General features: G+C 32.3%; 19 protein-coding genes. 10 read left to right on the forward strand and 9 right to left on the reverse strand.

Annotated elements, in window-relative coordinates; all coding sequences use genetic code 11:
* Positions 1-462: 462 nt before the first annotated feature.
* The 3 genes from ACFVR2_RS04315 to ACFVR2_RS04325 form a co-directional block, all read right to left on the reverse strand.
* Positions 463-1,971, reverse strand: a complete 1,509-nt coding sequence (locus ACFVR2_RS04315) for a nitrate/nitrite transporter (RefSeq protein ID WP_387359215.1) — start codon at positions 1,969-1,971, stop codon at positions 463-465.
* Positions 1,972-2,101: 130 nt separating this feature from the next.
* The gene (locus ACFVR2_RS04320; RefSeq protein WP_387359217.1) at positions 2,102-2,545 is read right to left on the reverse strand and encodes a cyclic nucleotide-binding domain-containing protein; all 444 of its coding nucleotides are present in this window, start codon (positions 2,543-2,545) and stop codon (positions 2,102-2,104) included.
* Between the two features lie 308 nt (positions 2,546-2,853).
* On the reverse strand, positions 2,854-3,570 hold the full coding sequence (locus ACFVR2_RS04325) for a Crp/Fnr family transcriptional regulator (RefSeq protein WP_387359219.1): 717 nt from the start codon (positions 3,568-3,570) through the stop codon (positions 2,854-2,856).
* A gap of 326 nt (positions 3,571-3,896) precedes the next feature.
* Between ACFVR2_RS04325 and moaA the strand changes: the two genes are divergently transcribed.
* A complete protein-coding gene (moaA, locus tag ACFVR2_RS04330; RefSeq protein WP_387359221.1) occupies positions 3,897-4,904 on the forward strand; it encodes a GTP 3',8-cyclase MoaA in 1,008 nt (335 codons plus the stop codon).
* 270 nt (positions 4,905-5,174) lie between these two features.
* Here the strand turns inward: moaA and hcp are convergent, their stop codons facing one another.
* From hcp to ACFVR2_RS04350, 4 genes are all read right to left on the reverse strand, one after another.
* Positions 5,175-6,479 carry a hydroxylamine reductase gene (gene hcp, locus ACFVR2_RS04335; RefSeq protein WP_387359223.1) on the reverse strand — a complete coding sequence of 435 codons (1,305 nt, stop codon included), beginning with the start codon at positions 6,477-6,479 and terminating at the stop codon, positions 5,175-5,177.
* Positions 6,480-6,791: 312 nt separating this feature from the next.
* Positions 6,792-7,871 (reverse strand): glycerophosphodiester phosphodiesterase, encoded by a 1,080-nt coding sequence (locus tag ACFVR2_RS04340; protein ID WP_387359225.1) that lies wholly within the window; start codon positions 7,869-7,871, stop codon positions 6,792-6,794.
* Between the two features lie 175 nt (positions 7,872-8,046).
* The gene (locus ACFVR2_RS04345; RefSeq protein WP_387359227.1) at positions 8,047-9,564 is read right to left on the reverse strand and encodes an MDR family MFS transporter; all 1,518 of its coding nucleotides are present in this window, start codon (positions 9,562-9,564) and stop codon (positions 8,047-8,049) included.
* Entirely contained in the window at positions 9,564-10,040 is a 477-nt protein-coding gene (locus ACFVR2_RS04350; protein ID WP_387359229.1) for a MarR family winged helix-turn-helix transcriptional regulator, read from the reverse strand. Before ACFVR2_RS04350 ends, ACFVR2_RS04345 begins: the two co-directional genes overlap by 1 nt.
* A gap of 361 nt (positions 10,041-10,401) precedes the next feature.
* Between ACFVR2_RS04350 and ACFVR2_RS04355 the strand changes: the two genes are divergently transcribed.
* Complete coding sequence (locus ACFVR2_RS04355) at positions 10,402-10,902, forward strand: GrpB family protein (RefSeq protein WP_387359231.1); 501 nt, start codon at positions 10,402-10,404, stop codon at positions 10,900-10,902.
* Positions 10,903-10,930: 28 nt separating this feature from the next.
* Here the strand turns inward: ACFVR2_RS04355 and ACFVR2_RS04360 are convergent, their stop codons facing one another.
* On the reverse strand, positions 10,931-11,842 hold the full coding sequence (locus ACFVR2_RS04360; RefSeq protein WP_387359232.1) for an aldo/keto reductase: 912 nt from the start codon (positions 11,840-11,842) through the stop codon (positions 10,931-10,933).
* A gap of 37 nt (positions 11,843-11,879) precedes the next feature.
* Positions 11,880-12,029 (reverse strand): Z-ring formation inhibitor MciZ, encoded by a 150-nt coding sequence (mciZ, locus tag ACFVR2_RS04365; protein ID WP_129688645.1) that lies wholly within the window; start codon positions 12,027-12,029, stop codon positions 11,880-11,882.
* Between the two features lie 90 nt (positions 12,030-12,119).
* Here mciZ and ACFVR2_RS04370 point away from each other — a divergent pair, with 90 nt between their 5' ends.
* The 8 genes from ACFVR2_RS04370 to map all read left to right on the forward strand — a co-directional run bounded on the left by ACFVR2_RS04370 (position 12,120) and on the right by map (position 18,117).
* Positions 12,120-12,665: an NUDIX domain-containing protein gene (locus ACFVR2_RS04370; RefSeq protein WP_335473694.1), complete on the forward strand. Its 546-nt coding sequence runs from the start codon at positions 12,120-12,122 to the stop codon at positions 12,663-12,665.
* A 78-nt stretch (positions 12,666-12,743) separates the two neighbouring features.
* Positions 12,744-13,430 carry a DUF975 family protein gene (locus ACFVR2_RS04375; protein ID WP_387359233.1) on the forward strand — a complete coding sequence of 229 codons (687 nt, stop codon included), beginning with the start codon at positions 12,744-12,746 and terminating at the stop codon, positions 13,428-13,430.
* Between the two features lie 175 nt (positions 13,431-13,605).
* Positions 13,606-14,472, forward strand: coding sequence for an alpha/beta fold hydrolase (locus tag ACFVR2_RS04380; protein ID WP_387359234.1), 867 nt, complete (start codon positions 13,606-13,608; stop codon positions 14,470-14,472).
* A 194-nt stretch (positions 14,473-14,666) separates the two neighbouring features.
* Entirely contained in the window at positions 14,667-15,317 is a 651-nt protein-coding gene (spoIIM, locus tag ACFVR2_RS04385; protein ID WP_387359236.1) for a stage II sporulation protein M, read from the forward strand.
* A 67-nt stretch (positions 15,318-15,384) separates the two neighbouring features.
* Positions 15,385-15,834: a ferric iron uptake transcriptional regulator gene (fur, locus tag ACFVR2_RS04390; RefSeq protein WP_056466931.1), complete on the forward strand. Its 450-nt coding sequence runs from the start codon at positions 15,385-15,387 to the stop codon at positions 15,832-15,834.
* A 203-nt stretch (positions 15,835-16,037) separates the two neighbouring features.
* Positions 16,038-16,256, forward strand: coding sequence for a YqzK family protein (locus ACFVR2_RS04395; RefSeq protein WP_331221952.1), 219 nt, complete (start codon positions 16,038-16,040; stop codon positions 16,254-16,256).
* Between the two features lie 6 nt (positions 16,257-16,262).
* On the forward strand, positions 16,263-17,189 hold the full coding sequence (gene xerD, locus ACFVR2_RS04400; RefSeq protein ID WP_387359239.1) for a site-specific tyrosine recombinase XerD: 927 nt from the start codon (positions 16,263-16,265) through the stop codon (positions 17,187-17,189).
* Positions 17,190-17,370: 181 nt separating this feature from the next.
* Positions 17,371-18,117 carry a type I methionyl aminopeptidase gene (gene map / locus ACFVR2_RS04405; protein ID WP_387359241.1) on the forward strand — a complete coding sequence of 249 codons (747 nt, stop codon included), beginning with the start codon at positions 17,371-17,373 and terminating at the stop codon, positions 18,115-18,117.
* Positions 18,118-18,265 lie beyond the last annotated feature (148 nt).

Consider the following 18,265-nt stretch of genomic DNA (forward strand, 5'->3'; position numbering starts at 1 on the left):
TCCCTTCCAATATGTTTAGCTATTAGTTCAAATAAATGATTTTCTTCTTTTTGTGAGTGAAGATCTAGTTTGGCTATAAATGTCATGACTTTGGAGCGTAGTTCTTCTAGTTTTTTTAATTTATTTTCTAGCAAACTTTCATTTATCAATGCATTTGAGCTTTCAAATAAATCCAACTTCTAAACATTTAATCCAGCATGTTCATCCTTAAGTAACTGTAAGGCTTCACATAATTCTACTTGATTATTATTTCCAATCATATTATGACATTCAAACATATTTTTTTCCTCCAAATAGAGTAATTCACTAACTTAATAATATAAAATATTGACTAACAGTAATGTGATTCTACTCACATTTGAAATGGGGATGGATTTTTGGAAAACTAAATAGACGGTTTCTTTTATCTGCTTCAGTGATGTTTTTGACAAGTTATAGATATAGGATAAACTACATTTTAAGTTAGTTTATTTTACTCTTACTTGTAGATAGATCACTAAATTGACCAATATAATAAATCACTTTCCCATTATCGTTACACACTTGAGTGATCGTCAGCCATTCTAAATAAACTTCACCATTTTTACGCTTGTTCCAAATTTCACCTTGCCAATTACCTTGATCTTTGAGCTGTTTCCAAAGTTGTGAATAAAATGCTTTGTTGTGATGTCCAGATTGAAGGATACTTGGCTTTTTCCCAAAGACTTCTTCTTTTTTGTAGCCTGTTACTTTAGTGAAGAAAGGATTTACTTTTTGAATTATGCCTTGTTCATTTGTAACCATCATTGCTTGGGCTGTATTTTCTAATATTTTATATTCCGTTTTTAATTTTTCACGGAAAGTCATCCATACGACAATAACAAAACTAAGAAGCGCAAACTCAGATAATGCCATAAATCCAATCGCATAATGTCCTGTCAAGCTAAACACAGTTGTTAAAATTAATGGTGGGAAGAAGCCTCCCAAACCTCCCATAGCAGCAACTAAGCCATTTACAATTCCAGCTTGTTTTGTAAAATAAAGTGGCACTAATTTAAAGATTGTACCGTTTCCGATCCCTGCACAAACTGCTACTAATAAAACCCCAACTGTGTATAGTTTAATAGTAGGAGAAAAAGATAATAGAACGCCTGAGAATGTTAGTCCACCAAAGACAAATAATAAAATATTGAAAGGATTGAATTTATCTGAAAGAAGACCACCGATTGGTCGGAAAAATGTTGCTAGAGCAATGAATCCAGCCGTACGTATACCAGCATCAACAGGACTTAAATTAAAATTATTAACTAAGAAATTTGGTAAATAGATTGTAAATGCAACAAACGACCCGAAAGTAATGAAATAGAATAAATTAAGTGACCATAAAGTAGAATTACGATAAACCTCTTTTACCTGCTTTACAATCGGAACATTTACTTTCTTCTCATTTTTATCACCAAAGATAAAATTTAATAGGGCAAACGCAATTAGTAATACTAAATAAAATCTGACTGTTGTTTCCCAACCAAATGATTTAGCTAAAACAGGTGCGGAAAATGCAGTAATGGCTGTACCGATATTACCAGATCCGTAGATTCCATTCACAAAACCATGTTTATTTGAAGAGTAATACTTTGGTAGTGAAGTTACTCCGATTGAAAAGATTGCACCACCTATACCAACAAACAATCCTCCAATAACTAAATCTAAAAGTGAATCAGCATGACTAATGAAAAATACAGGAAATAAAAGTGCAAGAAAACAGATGGTGAAAATAGGTCTAGCTCCAAATCGATTTGTGTAATACCCGATTGGAATACGGAGGATGCTTCCTAAAATTACAGGGATAGCAGTGACTAAAGAGACTTGACCATTTGTTAATTCAATATCTTGGCGAATATTTGGCATGAGTGAAGAAATGATTACCCATACCATGAACCCTACGATGAGACTTGATGTTTGAAGAGGTAATTGGATTTTAGAACTTTTCATATAATGATGCCCCTTTCAATGGATCAATAATAAAATTTACTAACTAAATATTACCAATCAATCGAAAGAAACGTTGTGAAGTATATCACACAAATGAGGCAAGGATGAAGAAGATATTTTAAATTATTCGTTAACTCATCATATTGAAAATTTCTTCGTAAGTACTTTGAAGGTTTTTATGTAAAGAGCGCAAAATATTACGTTTTAAAACAGGCTCTTTAATAGACAAGCTTTTTATAAATAAATATGGGACTTCTAAATATGTCGAAGACTGGGTAACTTCAAGAATAATAGAATTGTTAACATGAGTATGCAGAAAAATACTAGGTAAGCAAACATCACTTGATTTTAAGTAACCAATTTTATATTGAAGGCCACTCGATTCTCTCATATGAACATTTACCTTTCCGGTTAAAATGATAATCATATTCTGTTCACTGCGAATAGGTATATTTTCATTTGTTTCTCTAAAGTATAGATGGGAAGCATCAACTATTTTTCTTAAGAGTTTATGATTGATATCTTGAAACAAACAGAGGCTTTTCAAATAAAGTAAATAATCAGATTTATACATTTTTTTCTCTCCCTATATTACAAGAACGTATATTTTCATCATTATATAAAAACGATTTGAACCAAACTGTGACTCTTTTCACACATATAGCTAAAATAATAGCAATCAGATGTTGTGAAATCAGTAAGATAGATGGGAAAGGGGGGATTTTGCGGATCAAACTATCTTAAAGAGAAATACAAGTAAATAAAAAATAAATAACCTTAACTATTTAGTGCCTAAGTTAAGGTTACTTAATATCAAGCATTTAATTATGTTATGTAAAGACAAATTTAATCAGCTTAATACTTAAATAGTCTTATAGAGAACTAATCTATGTTACATATATCTTTTGGGCAGTTATCACAGCCGATTTCATTTTTAAGAAATTGTAAGTCTTTGATGATAATTTTTCCATCAGGCGAATAACTAATAACATTTTTTTTCTTTAAATCACTTAACATCCGATTAACACTTTCTCTAGTAGCGGCACAAAACTTAGCTAATTCTTGATTGGTAAGATGAATATTAAGAAGAATTCCGTTTTCTATTAATTCCCCGTAAGAGTTCGATATACGGATGAGTGTAGAGTAAAGTGCGCCTTTTTTACCACTTAATACTAAGTCTCGAATCTTTGTTTGATTTTTTCTGAGATGAGTAGAAATCCATTTCATAAATTCAAATGTCAATGGAGCATGGTTAATTAGTTTTTCCTCCAAAATATCTTTCGGAATGACCTGCACTTCTGCTGCTTCTAATGCGTAAGCGCTAAGCATATAATTTGCATCCTCTGAAAAGAGAGTCAATTCACCAATTAAGTCATCTTTTTTACAAATGCGAAGATTTAATTCATCACCATATAGAGTCAGCTTACTTATTTGGATCATTCCTGATTTAATTAGATACAATTCTTTAGCATCTTCACCTTCTTGAAATAAGAAGGTGCCTTTTTTTACTGGACGAGTTGATCCGATTGACTGTAATAAGGAAGCCAAATCTTCAGAAACGATTGAAAGGTCACTTTTTCTATTATTATTTTTTTCCATTAAAGTATCTCCGCTCCGTTAAAGTTGAACACCATGTTTTTATGTATTTATCAAGAAAACAAGTATTTTATGTATTACATTTATTATTATAATACCATTCTATTGAATAGCATAGAACTCTAAGGAGATAGAATTTGAAAAGATTGACGTTAGTAGGTTAAATTTGCATGTGGCAAATGGATAAGTAACTCCTCCAAAAAATTATTCTGGAACATAAATACTGATTAGTTTAAACAACAAGTTTGTGACATACATCATACGGTGAAATAATTTTGTATGCTAATATAAACTAAAAATCGTACAAAAGATGAAGGGGGGCGAAAAAAATGACGAATATTCTCGATACCCGCAATCGACCATTACGTGATTTAAGAATATCCGTAACCGACCGTTGTAACTTTAGATGCAGCTACTGTATGCCTAAAGAGATATTTGGAGTTGACTATCCCTTTATGAGTAAAGATGAAATCCTTTCCTTTGAGGAAATTGTTCGATTAGCAAATTTATTTGCAAAAATAGGTGTGGAAAAAATTCGTTTAACAGGGGGGGAACCTCTTTTAAGAAAAGATCTACCAATTCTAGTTAAGCGTCTTTCAAAAATTGAAGGAATTAAATATGTGACGTTAACAACAAATGGTGTATTTTTGGCAAAAAACGCCAAAGCACTTAAAGAAGCCGGAATTTGCCGTGTAAATGTGAGCTTAGATTCACTGGATGATAAAGTTTTCATGAAGATAAATAATATGAATACGAGTGTTGCCACAGTTTTAAACGGAATTTTTGCAGCTAGGGAAGCAGGACTAGAAGTCAAAGTAAATATGGTAGTAAAGAAAGGTTTAAATGATACTGAAGTATTACCAATGGTGCGTTTTTTTAAAGAGAAAAATATTACATTACGATTTATAGAATATATGGATGTAGGATGTACAAATGGATGGAATTTTAAAGACGTTATCTCGAAGAAGCAATTATACGATATGATCCATGAACAATATAAGTTGGAGCCAGTAGGGCAGGATTTCATTGGCGAGGTAGCAAAACGCTATCGATATAAAGGAACGAATACTGAGGTCGGATTTATCTCATCAGTTACAGAAACTTTCTGCGGTTCATGTACGAGAGCCCGCCTATCTACAGATGGAAAGCTATACACCTGTTTATTCGCTTCAGAAGGGTATGACTTAAGGAAAATGTTGCGCACTGGGGATACAGATAAATACATTTCAGCAACAATTCAATCAATATGGGAAAAAAGAGATGACAGATACTCTGAGATCCGTACAGAAGAAAGTCATAAATATCGCAAAATTGAAATGTCTTATATTGGTGGATAAAAAAACAACTATTATTTTATAGTTGTTTTTTTATTGTTCGTCTCTGATTCATCCATTTATATTAGAATCCGCTAATTTTGTAAAAATTTGACGTAGATATAGTAGAGAAGGATTACTCAATTTATTTATATTAAAATTAATTGTTATGTAGATTATGTGGAAGAGGAAGAAAATTAAGGGATAATCCATTAATTGTGTATTGCGGCTCTGCCGAAACAAACATAATAAAAAACTTCTCATTTAAGAGAAGTTTTTTGTTCATTTAGGGTTTTATCCTTGTAATATTGTTCCTTGTAAAATTGTTTTCAAATCATCTTGTGCATTTGTAATTAATTTTAAGCCAAATGTATCAACTAATACATTTAATACGCCTTCATTAATAAAGTCAGGTGCTTTTGGTCCGATTCGAATATCTTGGATTCCAAGGCTAAATAATCCTAATAAAATGGCCACGGCTTTTTGCTCAAACCAAGAAAGTATAATACTGACTGGCAATTCATTGACACTACAATTAAATGCATCGGCTAATGCAGCCGCAATTTTTATTGTTGAAATTGAATTATTGCATTGCCCTAAATCTATAAATCTAGGAATGTTTGTACCAGTTACAGTACCGTAGTCTACATCATTAAAGCGAAATTTACCGCAAGATGTTGTTAAAACTACTGTATCATTTGGTAAAGAAGTTACAAGCTCACGATAATATTCTCCACCTTTTCCTGGGGCGTCACAACCTGCTACAACAAAGAAGCGTTGAATCTTACCATTTTTTACAGCTTCTACAATTTCAGGCGCAATAGACAAAACTGTTTCGTGATGGTAACCAGTAGTCATTACTTCTTCTGATTCTATATTTGCTTCTGGTAGTTCTAATGCACGTTGAATTAATGGCGAAAAATCTTCCTCTATAATCTTTGTTACTCCTTCTAATCCCGCCACTTCATATGAGAAGAAGCGATCTGCATAACTTCCCTTTATTGGCATCACACAGTTTGTGGTTGCTAAAATCGCTCCAGGGAACTTTTCAAATAAACGACGTTGGTCAAACCAAGCTTTTCCAATGTTACCCTTTAAATGTGTATATTTTTTCAATGCTGGATAACCGTGTGCCGGTAGCATTTCAGAGTGAGTGTAAATATTTATACCTATACCCTCTGTTTGCTTTAACAATTCTTCTAATGCAAATAAATTGTGTCCAGTTACAACAATGCATTTTCCTTCGATTTTATTAGAAGAAACTTGAACAGGTTCAGGAATTCCAAAATGTTTTGTATGAGCTTCATCTAATAGCTCCATTACACGAATTGCGGCTTTACCTACTTTCATAGCCATATCAATGTGTTCGTGTAAGTTAAAATTAGAATTTGTTAAAGTCATATATAGAGCTTCATGAGTTACTTGGTCAACAAATGGATCAGTATACCCTAATTGAGCTGCATGTGTTCGATAAGCTGCAATTCCTTTTAACCCATAAACCATCGTATCTTGTAAACTTGCAATTGTTTCATCTTTTCCACATACACCTACAATCTTACAACCACCAACTGGAGTTTGTTCACATTGGTTACAAAACATCATTCATCCCCCTAACAATTTGAATAAACTTATTATATGGCGGGATATAATCATTGTTTGTGACTTAAATCACATGAAATCCTTAATCTAATAAATAAATTATTTCAAATAAAAAAAAGATAAAATTAAATAAGATTCATAGAAAAACAAAGTAGAGAGTTGGGAATAAATATCACTTCTAATTAAAAAAAGGGTGTCTAAATAGACAGCCTTTTTTTTTTCAAAAATCAACATGTAGATTTAACAAAGCATATGATTGATTTTAAAAAATTTATATAGTGAGAGAATACTAGAGTAAATTTAAATTAATGACTACTTAGCAGAATAGCTTTTAGGTAACTTAAAATGATTCTGATTCATCACATCACGTAGTCGGTCAGGGTAATCTGTTATGATTCCATCAACACCATCATCAATAAGCTTTTGCATTGTTGGTTGGTCGTCAACTGTCCATGGAATAACTTTCATACCGTACTGGTGAGCTTCTTGAACCATACCTTTAGTAATATAAGGCGTGTAATTCGCATCAGTAATTTTGCCATCCTGTGGGAACCCATGGACTGGGGAAATTGCATCTACACCTAATGAATGAGCCGCAGCAACGAGATTCCCATCAAAATCATCAATATCGATTCCACCTAACCAAGGTGATTTACCAGGTTTGCCAGGTTGTAGAAATTCAGGGCCGTTCGTTAGCGCAACAAGGGGCAATCGTGGTTCAACTTCATTCATAAGCTTGAGTGAACCCCAGTCAAAACTTTGAATAGACACTTGGTTCAACATGCCAGCTTCACGTACTTGTTTGGCAACGATTTGAACAAATTCTTCGCGAGGAGCTGTTTGTTCTGGTGCTCCAGCTTCAACTTTCGTTTCGATATTCATCCATACTTTTTTAGCTTTGTATTTCTTTACAAGATCAAATACCTCAGATAACAATGGCATACGAGCACCAGGACTTAGTTGCTGGCCAGGGAATTGGGGTAGACTTTTTGAACCACAATCGAGCGTTCTTACTTGAGCTAGCGTTAAGTCTTTTATGTATTTCCCAACGTATGGGTACTCCGAATCACCAACGAATGCTGGTTTCGTGTCAGAGCATTTTGTACCTGTAATCTTACGATCGTGCGTAATTACAGCTTGATGATCCTTAGTTATTTGTACGTCAAGCTCAAGGGTACTTACACCGAGTTCAAGTGCATGAGAGAATGAAGCTATAGTTGACTCAACTGTAAGTCCCAGTCCTCCACGGTGTGCTTGAAGGTCAAATCCTTTTGGTCCAAATGACTTAAACGTATTCTGGTTCGCAGAAGTTGTTTGTGCTGAAACTTGGCTAAATCCTGAATATACCATTAGTGTTGTCATTGCTGCTAAAATTAACTTTTTCCTATTCAATTTTAATCATCTCCTCAAATAAATCTATTACTCTATAAGAATAGATGACAAATTTAAAGTTCAAATGATTAAAATAATAAATAAAAGTAAATAAATGTTGAAAAATGTAAAAATAATTAGTTTTTTAGAGAAAAAAATAAGCCAAATCCATATTAAATCGGATTTGGCTTTATTTTTATTGAGCTTTTTTCGCTCTATTTTCTTTTACTTCAAATGTTAATTTTTCTTTACCCATTAAGATAATCGCGATAAAACCTAAAGTAATCGGTATTAGTGTCCATTTGAAAGTAGTTGCAACTGAATGTGCCATTGCTTCTGAGATTTTGTGAAGTACTTCTGGTGGAATTTTAGCTCTTGCATCAGCGGATAATAGTGCACGTGAATCAACTTTTCCGCCAAATGCACCCATATTACCTAGTAAATCACTTAATTTATTTTTAAATACGTGGTTTTGAATTGTACCAAAAATCGTTACACCAATGGTCATACCTAATGTTCTAAAGAAAGTATTTGTTGATGTAGCGATGCCTCGTTTTTGAGGTTCGATTTTGTGTTGAGTTGCCATACTTAGTAAAGAGAATGAACAACCCATTCCAAGACCAGCGATAATCATGTAGAAAGTTACTGTTGAGCGAGCTGTATCAGTACCTAAAGTACTTAATAAATACATTCCAATAAAGAATAAAACAACTGAAACTAACATGATGCCTCGATAACTAAATTTACGTACTGATTGACCTGCTACTTGGCTACCTACAACTGAACCAAGCATCATCGGAATTAGAATGATACCAGAATTTGTAGCTGTACCACCAAAAACTGATTGAACAAAGAGTGGAATTAATACAGTCGTAATAATGAAAGCAGAACCGTAGAAAAATGCAACACCTTGGGTTGCCGCAAATAGTTGCTTTTTAAATAAGCTAAATGAAATAATTGGCTCTTCAACTTTTCTTTCGATTAGAATAAATGCGATAAACAATACTGCAAAGATTGCAAATAAGGAAATAATTGGAGCAGAATTCCAATCGTACTCATTTCCACCTAGTTCAAGCGCAAACATTAAACTGACAACTGAACCAACAAGTGTAATCGCACCAAACCAGTCGATTTTAAGTTTTCTAAGCTGCAGATTTTCTTTATAAAATTGTGAAATTAAATATAAAGAAATAATACCTAATGGTAAGTTGATGTAGAAAATCCAGCGCCAATCAATTTGATCAGTAATATAGGCTCCTAAAAGTGGTCCAAATACACTAGAAAGACCAAAAACTGCACCAAATAAACCTGTCATTTTTCCTCGTTTTTCTGGAGGGAAAATATCGAAAATAATTGTAAAAGCGATTGGCATTAGTGAACCTCCACCAATTCCTTGAATCGCACGATAAATACTTAATTGAACAATGCTATTTGCTGTTCCACATAATGCGGAACCAATTAAGAAAATGATAAGTCCTAATAAATAAAATCGTTTACGTCCATACATATCTGATAACTTACCAAAAATCGGCATACTTGCCATAGTAGCTACCAAATATGCAGAGGTTACCCAAATAAATTGGTCTAATCCACCTAGTTCTCCAACAATTGTCGGCATTGAAGCTGAAACAATTGTGTTATCCATAGCCGCCATTAGCATTCCTAATAATAGACCTGCTACGACAAAGCCAACCTTGCTGTCTTTTGAAACCATTAAGTTTCCCCCTTATTTAATTCTTTAGTCTCTTTTGGAATCAACTCATTAATATCATTCCAAAATTTAAATAATAGTGTTAACTCTTTGTCATCATACTGGTTAAAAATATTAGAAAGAGAGTCAGATAATGGTTTAAAAAGTTTTGCTAATTCATCTTCACGTTCATACACGGGTTGAATAATTACTCGTCTACGGTCATTAGGATCTTGAATTCGTTCAACAAGGTTAACTTTTTCAAGTCGGTCAATAACGCCTGTTATAGCACCAGTAGTAAGATGTGTTAATTGAGATAACTTTCCAGCTGTTATTGGACCAGTATGGCAAAGTAACTCTCGACATCGTAAATCGGTCGCATTTAAATGAAGGTTTGAGGCAAGACCTTCGTTAAAAAGAACGATTGAAGTGCTAAATTTTCTAAATTCCATTATTAGAGACGGAATAAATTCACTTCGAATAATTGGGTTTTCTGACATTTCATTCTCTCCTTAAAATATAGGAAGTACAAAAAAGTTAACGTAACTAAATATCTTAGTAACTAAAATAATTATAATTCAAAGAAACCAATTAAAGTAGAAATTGTGAGTATTTTAACCAAAATTTAATCTAGTATTAAATTATGATTTTTGAACATTTTTTAAGTATGACTAAGGGTAAAAGGGATTAGGTAATATAAATTGAAATAGTTTAATTATAGGGATTAGGAGATAGGTAAAAAGTCATAAGGGTATAAGATCTTTTTATGCACTTACTTCTCCAATTTATTTTTTCAATAATTAAGTGTCCTTTAACGAATGCTATAAAAGGAAGTTAATGAAAAAAGTGTAGGTGTTCTAAATGAAAAAGAATATTGATATTGTACCTTATCGTACTTCCTGGGAAGAAGATTTTCAGTCTGAAAAAAAGGCAATTGATCAATTATTACCAGAAAAAGCAGCGATTTATCATATAGGGAGTACTTCAATTCCGAATATGTTTGCGATGCCAATCATTGACTTAATGATCGTGGTAACATGCTTAAAAAAGTTTGATGAATTTAGTGATGTTCTAAAAACCTTAGGTTACGAACAATTGGGGGATCAATCTAAACAAGACAGAAGATTTTTTATAAAATGTGATGATAATTGTAGTTTCCATATTCAAGTATACGCAAAAGGAAATGCTGCTGTTGAACGAAATATTGCATTTAGGGAATATATGATCGCACATACTGATCAAGCAATGGAATATATAAAATTAAAAAAAGAACTTGCTACAAACAAATCAGAATATAAAAGAGGACGAAAAGAAGAATTTTTAGATGAAATCGATAGAAAAGCAAGTAAATGGAAGAAATAACACTCCTTCCATAGAAGGAAGGAGTGGCTTAACGATGTTCCTCATAATTCGTAAGTAGTGAAATTTCTTTTATTTGGGCGATTTGTTGTGAATTTAATGGTTTTGCAAAGTAAGCGTTAATATTTTCTAGTAATTGTTCTTTATTTCTAGCTCCAACAGCTAATGATGAAACTGCTTTATGAGAAAGAACATATTGTAAAGCTAAGCTATGTAAGGATTGTTCTTCATCGAGAAGTGGGAGAAGTTTTTGGATTGTTTCATTACATTCTTGTTCCGAATATGACATATAGCCCTTGTTAGATAGTTTCTTTTCCCATTTACTTGTTAATAGCCCTTTTGCTACGGAACCACGTGCAATGACGGAAATATTATTTTTTTCGAAAAGCGGAAAAAATTCTTCAGGTCTACGCTCTAGTACATTATATTGCATCATAACACCTTGTATAGATGAATGATTTACAAATCGATTAATAACATTCGGACGAATTGAAGAGATTCCATAATGGCGAATTAAGCCTTCATTTACTAGTTCATCAAAAGTAAAAATAGTTTCTTCATATTGATCCTCGATTGTACCGCCGTGAAGTTGATAATAATCGATATAATCTGTATTTAGTCTACGCAAACTGTCTTTTACAGCTTCTTTAATATATGTTCTAGATGGATCCCAATACCACTTATTATCATTTGAATTATTCCAACGGTTTCCGACCTTCGTTGCAATAACCACTTGATCTCTACGACCTTTTAAAGCTTTTCCAACGATTTCTTCATTTTTACCGAAATCATATAAATCAGCAGTATCAAAGTAATTAATACCAGCATCGATTGCAGCATGAATTGTAGAAAACGCCTCATTTTCTTCTGTCCCAAGAGACATACAACCTAAACCAATTTCGGATATTTCTAATAAAGTAGAACCAAGCTTACGTTTTTTCATCTAAATCCCTCCAAATTTAATTGTAGGGAAAATAGAATTATTTTACAACATAGAGAAGCTTGCCATTCGAGTTTTGAATCCATTCTTGAACGGTTTTATATTGCATACCAATAACTTCGAGGGTTTTTAAAATTTCTGTTTTAGAGCCTACAAGGACAACAGAATTTTCCGTCATACACATTTTCATCAGACTACCTCATTTCAGAAAGTATTTTAATGAAATAAATGATAAAATGTATGTGACAACCATATAAATTAGAACAAGGTGATGAAAAAAATGAAAAAATTTGAAGAAAAAACACTAGCAGAAGAAAAAATATTCACAGGAAGAGTTATCTCTCTTTATCATCAAAAAGTAGAATTACCGAATGGAAATACAAGTACGCGTGAAATCGTAAAGCATCCCGGCGCAGTAGCTGTAATTCCGATTACAAGCGAAGGCAAAATAGTATTTGTAGAGCAGTATCGAAAAGCGCTAGAAAGAAGTCTTTTAGAAATTCCAGCAGGAAAATTAGAAAAAGGCGAAGAGCCTCTTGTAACGGCTAAACGAGAGCTAGAAGAAGAGACTGGTTATGAAGCAGCCGAGTGGGAGCATATACAATCTTTTTATACTTCACCAGGGTTTGCAGACGAATACATACATATATATGTAGCAAAAGGTTTAAAGAAATTAGAAAATAGTGCTGCTTTAGACGAAGATGAATTTGTCGAAATTTTTGAGCTAACATTAGACGAGTGTCTAGAAGAGCTTAAAAAAGGTTCGATCCATGATGCGAAAACATGTTTTGCAGTCCAATATTTACAATTATTACAAAAAAATTAAAATGAAATTAAAAATTAATCTCAAATTATGGTAATAAACATGGTAAAATAAAGTGACATTTTTTGAGAGGATGAGTAGATGAGAATTTCGTCAATTAAAAAAACAGCTAAAAGTCGTCTATCTGGTAATTGGGGTAAAGCGATTTTAACACTCGTAGTTTTTGGTGTATTACAAGGACTTATTTATATGTTACTTAATGGGCCAGTCAACTATCATTATACAGGGAGTATATTTTTAGATTTGGATCAACAAGATTTAGTCCCTGGTGGAATCCAAACCGTAATCGAAATTATTACTGCAATCTTAAATACTCTACTAGGTTATGGATTACTTGTTTACTTTTTAAAGTTGATTCGTGATGAGGAAAAAAGCATATCGGACATATTTTTCTATTTTAAAAGTGGGCACCAATTTATAAGAGGAATAATCGTTGGATTTTTAGTAACTTTATTTACAGTATTATGGACTCTTTTATTAATCATTCCTGGAATTATCAAATCGATCGCTTATTCACAAGTTGGGTATATTTTAAAAGATTATCCAGAAATGAATGCTCTAGATGCAATTACTTTAAGTAGAAGAATGATGGATGGGTATAAATGGAAATTCTTTTTACTAGGGCTTTCATTCATCGGTTGGGGTCTATTAGTTGTCATCACTTTTGGGCTTGCTTTGTTTTATGTAGCACCATACTTTTATACTTCTCAGGCTCAATTTTATGCAGTAGTAAAAGAAGCTTACGAAGCAAAAAATGAAACGATTTAAAAATCTTAAGACTAAAGACGTTAATTTTTTAACGTCTTTTTTTTATGACTTACTACTGTCTATATCGAAAAACAGCATTTTTATTAAGCAAAAATTAAAGAATTAAAGATAAAATAGAAAACAGGAAAAATGAATACAATAAGAAAACTAATCAAATACAATGAAGGTGAGAATATTGTTAGTTAATGGTGAGCTTGGCACATATCACGTTCGAGTAAAAGGGGATGGCAAAGTCACAGTTCTTTTAGAATGTGGAATGATGCATACTCTTCATCAATGGAAGTATTTACAAGAAGAGTTGAGTAAATATGCCAAAGTTATAACGTACGATCGCTTAGGTTATGGAAAAAGTGGAATATGGACGACAGAACGATCAACTGAGCAACAAGCTTTTGAATGTTATGATATTTTATTAGCATTAAATATTAAAAGTCCATTAATTGCTGTCGGACATTCTCTAGGAGCATATATTGTATTCCAATTGTCTCGGCTTTTTCCAAATGCTTTCCAATCAATGATTTTACTCGATCCCACACATCCGACTCTAGAGGAACATGAGCAGAAATTATATGATAAGTTACTATATCAATTTGCGTTAATGATGAAGAAAGCGAACCAATTTCATCTTACTAAGGCAATTCCAAATAAACTAATTAATAAAATAATGAAAACTGCCCCCGATAATCAGTTCGAGATGATTAGCGCAATTAAGAGCTATAAGCATTGGAAGACAGTTGTCAGTGAGTGGAAAAACCTACATTATAGTAACTTACGTATAAAGGACGCATTGAAAATAAAAATGAATATTCCTTTACTAGTATTAACAGCTTCTAATCAAAGTGGCTTACAGCTTAACCTGAAGAAAAAAAAGGAATTACTACATAAAGTTGAAAAATATCATAATGAATATTGTGAAACAACGAATCAAGGTAACCGTCAAACATTAGAAGGCTACACACATTCTACTATTTATGGAAATAATGAAGAAAACGCTAAATCGATCGGTCAAATCATAAAAAAACAAATTGAATTATTAAATTAAAAAAAGCTGTTGAAGTCGTGCCTGACTTTAACAGCTTTTAATATTATTTCAAAATTTTTGTTGAAATAATTCAAATTGGCATTCAAATGTTCATGAATACTTTATGACTAATTTTCCAACTTTTATAAATTAATAGAATAAATTACTTGTCCATTCATAAAATGAAGAGAGAATATAGTGCAGGAGATGATATCATGACAAGAAGCTCAGTCAAATCAACGATGAAAAAACATGTTAAAGATTATTTGTCACTCTATATTTTTGTTAGTGTGATTTTACTTTTTGGTGTAGTATTTGGAGCAGTCATCGTAAATAGTATGAATGTGAGTCAAAAGCAGGATATTCTATCCTTCATTACACATTTTTTTGGACAAGTTAATAATGGGGATTATATAAGCGGAAATGAAGTGTTCCTTTCCAGCTATTCTTCTCATTTAAAGTTTTTAGCATTGATTTGGGTTTTAGGGATCTCAATCATCGGATTACCAATCATCCTTATTTTATTATTTATGAAAGGATTGGTAGTTGGATTTACAGTTGGATTTTTAGTCAATCAATTAGGTTGGCATGGTATTTTATTAGCATTTTCTTCTGTCTTTCCACAAAATGTTATCGTTCTACCATTATATATCCTATTAACAGTTTTAGCAGTTCAGCTGTCCATTCGAATGATTCGAAAGCAATTTATTAAAAATGATAATGAACCAATTATGAAACAGTTAGTCTCGTATTCTATTGTTTTTGGAATTGTTGCTATTTGCTTAAGTATGGCAAGTATTATTGAGGCATATGGTTCAACTTATTTTTTAAAAGCCATCTCAGAAATAATTGTTTCAAAAAATTAACAAATAATTTTTGACACTTTCTCTTTCTTTGTTATAATTATTATCAAGTGGCGAGGGAGTGAAAAGAATGGAAGAACGAGTTGAACGAATAAAGAAACAACTACATTTAGCAGGATACAAATTAACACCACAACGGGAATCCACTGTTCGTGTTTTATTAGAAAACGAAGAAGATCACCTAAGTGCAGAAGATGTTTACCTCCTAGTGAAAGAAAAATCGCCAGAAATTGGACTTGCTACTGTTTATCGTACGTTAGAATTACTAACTGAGTTAACAATTGTTGATAAAATAAATTTTGGTGATGGGGTTTCAAGATACGACTTAAGACATGAAGGTGCACAACATTTTCACCATCATTTAATTTGCACGGTTTGCGGAGCAGTAGATGAAATTCATGAAAATCTATTAAGTGAAGTTGAAAAAACAGTTGAAGAACGTTGGAATTTTAAAATTAAAGATCATCGATTATCATTTCATGGTGTATGTCATCGTTGCCATGATCAAAACGAAGAGTAGTAAAATGATTTTAATTTAATTAAAATCATTTTATTTTTGATTCTTAAAAGACGGAGCAGTTCAATAAAAAGAGTCTGCTCTTTTTCATGTCCTAAAAATAACACTGGTAATGATTAATGTTGATTTTTTGAAGTATGATTTGTCCTATTTTTGCATAGTATGTAGTAATGATGTCTTTACTTCTAGCAAAAGGTGGTGGTCATATGAAAAAAAGAGCAAGTATTGTTTTTAATGTAATAAAAGTTACAATTTTATTCATTACATGTACAATTTTATTTTATTTTGCTATTCAATGGATTCATTCTGAATATGAAAATATGCATCGATATGACCGACCAGAAGGCTCAATGTTAAAGGTGGACACTCATCAAAAGGATGGTGCTTTTAACCAATTGGTACGGTTTTATCAAAACGGGGAGTAATGAAATGTGACAACGACTGATAAAACACCTTTTAAAAAAGAATTTGATTTTGCAACTGAGGATTTTATCCATTTTATCCAAGTTGAAAAAGGTTTATCTAAAAATACAATTCTATCATATGGTAAGGATTTAGAAAGCTACGGAAAATATTTGGACGTTGTTGAAAATATAAATGGTCTCGCAAATATAACTAGGTTACATATTATTAGTTATTTAAAATATTTAAAAGAAAGAGATTTAACGGCACGAACAATGGCTCGTCAATTAGCAACAATTCGCTCATTTCATCAATTTTTAATTCGTGAGGTTGATGGGATGAAAGACGATCCTTCACTATTAATAGAAATTCCAAAAGCCCCAAAAGTACTTCCTAAGGTTTTATCACTACAGGAAGTAGAGGCTTTATTAGAAGTACCTGATCATTCTACATTTGGTTTAAGAGATAAGGCAATGTTAGAATTGCTATATGCTACTGGCATGCGGGTGACAGAGTTATTATCATTAAATCTATCTGACATTAATTTAACAATGGGATTTGTACGATGTTTAGGTAAAGGTAGCAAAGAAAGAATTATTCCTTTAGGTAAACTTGCGATTGAATCAATTGAAAATTATTTAAAATTAGCAAGAAACGAATTAAAGGGTAAAAAAAATAATGATGCATTTTTCTTAAATCATCATGGAAATAGAATGTCTAGACAAGGATTTTGGAAAAACTTAAAAAAACAAGCTGAAAAAGCAAATATTCAACATGAATTAACACCGCATACTTTACGTCATTCATTTGCAACGCACTTATTAGAAAATGGCGCTGATTTAAGATCAGTTCAAGAAATGCTAGGACATGCAGATATATCTACAACTCAAATTTATACGCATGTTACGAAAAATAGACTTAAGGATGTTTATAAAGAGTTTCATCCAAGAGCTTAATTTCAAACTGCCTGCCAAACGCTTGCAATGAGTCTGAATTTCAGATTTTTAGAACTTTGTCTACACACTAAAGAGCTTAAATTAAGCTCTTTTTTCTTGGGAAATTATTGTTATAATGTGAAAAGCATAATATATTAAATTAATCATATATGAACTAAGTTGACTTGAGAGGATGAAAAAAATGATTACGATTAAGACTGAACGTGAGATTAACTTAATGAATGAGGCAGGTACATTATTAGCTGCTACACATAAGGAAATTGCAAAAATGATTAAGCCAGGGATTACAACTTGGGAAATCGATCAATTTGTTGAAAAATTTTTAGCAGAAAATGGTGCGAAACCGGAGCAAAAAGGTTACCGAGGATATGAATATGCAACATGCGCATCAATTAATGATGAGATTTGCCACGGATTTCCTCGTAAAAAACCATTAAAAGATGGAGATATTGTAACGATTGATATGGTTGTAAATTTAAATGGCGCACTTGCTGATTCAGCTTGGACATACGGTGTAGGAAATATTTCAAAAGAAAATAAAGACTTATTAAAAGTAACTGAAGAATGCCTTTATAAAGGCATAGAACAGGCTGTAGTAGGAAATCGTATAGGTGATATTGGTTTTGCGATTCAATCTTATGCTGAATCATTAGGTTATTCTGTAGTACGCGATTTCACAGGTCATGGAATTGGACCAACACTTCATGAAGAACCATATGTTCCTCATTTCGGTTTGGCAGGAAAAGGATTAAGACTGCGTGAAGGTATGGTTATTACGATCGAACCGATGATTAATTTAGGGTCATGGCATTCAGCAATGGATTCAAATGGCTGGACCGCAAGAACAAGAGATCGAAAAAACTCTGCGCAATATGAACATACATTAGCAATCACAAGTAATGGACCTAAAATTTTGACGAAGCAATAATTGTGCAGTAAATTAATAACATTGATAATGAAAGTATAAAAAATAATAATTTACCTATAAAAAGATAAAGCTAATAATTAAAAACCTCTTAAAAATCTATTGACATAATGGACTAGCTAGAATACTATTATATTATTAATAAACAATC

The organism is Gottfriedia sp. NPDC057991 (assembly GCF_042886615.1).
Classification (GTDB): Bacteria; Bacillota; Bacilli; order Bacillales; family Bacillaceae_G; genus Gottfriedia.